Annotated in this window: 4 protein-coding genes; 2 read left to right on the top strand and 2 right to left on the bottom strand. The window is 47.6% G+C overall.

What is annotated here, in order from left to right; genetic code table 11:
• Positions 1-923: MDR family oxidoreductase (locus B7Y67_RS15055; RefSeq protein ID WP_293599337.1), on the top strand; the 923-nt coding region annotated here is incomplete at its 5' end.
• Between the two features lie 21 nt (positions 924-944).
• Here B7Y67_RS15055 and B7Y67_RS15050 read toward each other — a convergent pair.
• Positions 945-1,121, bottom strand: a complete 177-nt coding sequence (locus B7Y67_RS15050) for a DUF1289 domain-containing protein (protein ID WP_293599336.1) — start codon at positions 1,119-1,121, stop codon at positions 945-947.
• 22 nt (positions 1,122-1,143) lie between these two features.
• Here B7Y67_RS15050 and B7Y67_RS15045 point away from each other — a divergent pair, with 22 nt between their 5' ends.
• On the top strand, positions 1,144-2,229 hold the full coding sequence (locus tag B7Y67_RS15045; protein WP_293599335.1) for an MBL fold metallo-hydrolase: 1,086 nt from the start codon (positions 1,144-1,146) through the stop codon (positions 2,227-2,229).
• Here the strand turns inward: B7Y67_RS15045 and B7Y67_RS15040 are convergent.
• Positions 2,141-2,581 (bottom strand): PhaM family polyhydroxyalkanoate granule multifunctional regulatory protein (locus B7Y67_RS15040; RefSeq protein WP_293599334.1); only part of this gene is annotated, 441 nt, incomplete at its 5' end. The genes B7Y67_RS15045 and B7Y67_RS15040 overlap by 89 nt on opposite strands.

Below are 2,581 nucleotides of genomic sequence, written 5' to 3'. Positions count from 1 at the left end.
TTGATGAGGCCAGCCTGCCCGAGGGCAATGTCAGAGTGAAGGTGCTCTATTCCACTTTAAATTACAAAGATGGTTTAGCGATTACTGGGAAAGGTCCGGTGGTACGTAGCTTTCCCATGGTTCCGGGGATTGATTTTGCAGGAGAGGTGTTAGAGAGTGCTAGCCCAGAATTTAAGGCTGGGGATATGGTGTTGCTCAATGGTTGGGGTGTTGGTGAAGGTCATTGGGGTGGATTAGCTCAGCAAGCACGCGTGAAGTCAGAGTGGCTTATTCCCTTGCCAAAAGGGTTTACTGCTAAGCAGGCTCTGGCTATTGGTACTGCTGGTTATACCGCAATGCTGTGTGTGATGGCATTACAAAAGCATGGATTGAAGCCAAGTGATGGCGAGGTATTGGTCACTGGTGCAGCAGGTGGAGTAGGTAGCTTCGCTATTACTCTTCTGAGCAAATTAGGATTTACGGTTGTTGCCAGTACAGGTCGCATGTCCGAGGCTGATTATCTGAAGAAATTGGGTGCTAGTGAAGTGATTGATCGTGCTGCACTGTCAGCTCCTGGCAAGCCTTTGGCAAAAGAGCGTTGGGCAGCAGTGGTTGATAGCGTTGGTAGCCATACCTTGGCTAATGCTTGTGCACAAACCAAGAGCGATGGTGCGGTTGCCGCCTGTGGTCTTGCTCAAGGAATGGATTTTCCATCGACTGTTGCACCATTTATTTTGCGTGGGGTGACTCTGTATGGCATCAATAGTGTGACAGTGCCAAAAGCTAAACGCATGGCTGCCTATGAGCAATTGAGTAAGTTGGTCGATCTCAAAACTTTAGAGGAGATCTCTCATGAAATTAGTTTGGAGGACTCCATTAAATATGCTGCAGAACTGATGGCCGGAAATGTGCGCGGTCGATTAATCGTAGATGTAAATAAATAAGCAATTGCTAATTAGTAATATTTATTGTGGTGCTTGAGGTTTGCGTGTTTCCAGTAGTGCCCAGACCTCAAGCTTTTCAGGATTAGAGAGTTCAGACCAATCGGCAATTTCAGTAAGTGTGCGATAGCAACCACGACAAAAACCATTTTCAGGATTGATGTCGCACCAGTTGATACAAGGCGATGGAACTGTTGTCAAAGTAAACCTAGAATAGAAATAGATGAATACCAAAAACCAATCCAGCGATCTTAGTTCTATTCATTATCCCTTAGCCGATACTTTGCCGGAAGTGGGAAGTTCAATGGAGGTAGCGCCTGGCGTGCGTTGGTTGCGGATGCGTCTACCGTTTGCTTTGGATCACATCAATCTTTGGCTACTGCGCGATGAGTTTGAGGGTATTCAGGGCTGGACCATCGTGGATTGCGGTATTGCGAATGATGAGACGAAAGCAGCTTGGGATGAGATCTTTGCCACGCAGCTAGAAGGCTTGCCTGTACTGAGAGTCATCGTGACCCATATGCATCCAGACCACGTTGGACTCTCTCAATGGCTATGTGAAAAATGGAATGCACCGCTTTGGATTTCAATGACGGATTATTTAACCGCGCAATGGTTGAGTCATAAAGAGGGTGGTGCTGCAGTTGGTGCACGTGCAGGCGGTGGTGGGTCTGCAGATCATTTTCAGAAGCATGGATTAGTTGCCCCAGAAGATTTAGAAAAAATTCGGGCTCGATCAAACTATTACAGCAATATGGTTCCGGGTGTGCCTCGGCAATATCGTCGCATCATTGACGGTGAGATGATTTTGATTGGTGGACATGAGTGGCAAGTCATTATGGGTTTTGGTCATGCGCCTGAGCATGCCTCACTATTTTGTAAGGACCTTGGCGTATTAATCTCTGGAGATATGTTGTTGCCACGAATCTCTACAAATGTCAGCGTCTACGATGCTGATCCGGATGCGGATCCTTTAGGCTTGTATCTCAGTTCTTTAGATCGATATCTGCCATTGCCAGACAACACTCTTGTGTTGCCATCTCATGGCAAACCATTTACGGGAATGAAGCCGCGAATTGATCAGTTGAAACTGCACCACGATGAGCGCTTGGCAGAAACGCTTGGAGCATGTAAAAAACCGGCAACTGCTCGGGAGATCGTGCCGGTTTTATTTAGGCGCGAATTAGATATTCACCAAATGACATTTGCCATGGGTGAGGCTATTGCTCATCTGAATTACCTACTTCGTCGAGGAAAGTTGAGTCGCCAGCTTTGCGACGATCGCGTGTTGCGGTTTTGCGTGGTTTAGCAGCCTTTGTTCCTGAGTCTTCAGTGGCTCCACCCGTAGCGGCAGCTGCAGTTGCTGAAACGGCATCCCCGAATGATTTGAGGGCCATCATGGTGGCATGTTGAACCTCTAGACCCTGAATAGTGGACTTCAAGACGTTGAGATTGAGGTTTAGCCAGTTTTCAACGCTTTTCAGGTCTTTGATGCGCTTTTCTAGCTCATCGGTATCTAGCCCTGGAAATGCTGAGCCAAACCCCCCGGCAGCCTTAGAGGCATCTGTAGTGAAGGGGAATTGTCCTGGCGTCTGCCCACCAGCTGCTTGTCCCCACATGGTTTTCATCATTTCAAGGCTTTGATTGAATTCAGGGATAGT

The sequence above is a fragment of the Polynucleobacter sp. 35-46-11 genome (genome assembly GCF_002281105.1).
Note: the sequence above shows the minus strand (reverse complement) of the source record. Positions and strands in the feature narration are given on the sequence as shown.